We start from the raw sequence: 368 nt of genomic DNA on the forward strand, positions 1-368 counted from the left end.
GTCGTGTCGTTCTCGTCGTTGCGGCCATACACCATGCCCGCGTCCCACGTGAAGTAACGGTTCCAGCGCTCGAACGAACCCTCGAGGCCACCGTTGAAGCCGAACGTGTCGACGTTCTGGTTGAACGAACGACCGCCCGTCTCGACCGCACGACGCTGGATGCGCGAGACCGGCGCACCGAACGGGTTGTAGATGCTGAACTGGCTGATGTTGATCGTGCGCGACTGCGCGTTGGCGCCCGGGCCGGAGCCCAGGACGATCGGCATCGCGGCGAGCAGCTGCTCGGAACGGCGGTTGTTGTACGTCGCGGTGATGAACGCCGACGTGTTGTCGGTGATGTTCACGGACGCGCGGCCGAACAGCGACTT

The 368-nt window shown here is 64.4% G+C and carries 1 pseudogene; it reads right to left on the reverse strand.

Annotated elements, in window-relative coordinates:
- A pseudogene (locus ACY35P_RS15690) lies at window positions 1–344 on the reverse strand (TonB-dependent receptor); the annotation flags it as partial.
- Between the last annotated feature and the right edge of the window lie 24 nt (window positions 345–368).

The sequence above is a fragment of the Lysobacter xanthus genome, assembly GCF_047159895.1.